The sequence below is a fragment of the Streptomyces sp. ATLC9 genome, assembly GCF_057196705.1.
In genome coordinates this window covers 1-223 of sequence record NZ_JBXUOY010000656.1, presented here as the reverse complement: position 1 = coordinate 223, position 223 = coordinate 1, and the positions used below count along the sequence as shown (strand labels likewise).

The following is a 223-nucleotide window of genomic DNA, read 5'->3' as shown; positions in this document are numbered from 1 at the left end:
GGCCCTGCGGCACCTTCAGACGGCGTTCACGAACTTCTTCGGCAAGCGGGCGAAGTACCCGCGCTTCAAGTCGCGGAAGAAGTCGCGGAAGTCCGCGGAGTACACCACCAGCGCGTTCCGGTTCCGCGACGGCAGCCTCACCCTGGCGAAGATGGCGGAACCGCTCGACATCGTGTGGTCCCGTCCCCTCCCGGAGGGTGCGTCGCCGTCCACGGTGACCGTC

1 pseudogene is annotated in these 223 nt (G+C 67.7%); it reads left to right on the top strand.

The annotated features are described in order from the left end of the window. Nucleotides 1–223 (top strand): annotated as a pseudogene (locus tag AC2CJA_RS27515) (RNA-guided endonuclease TnpB family protein); the annotation flags it as partial.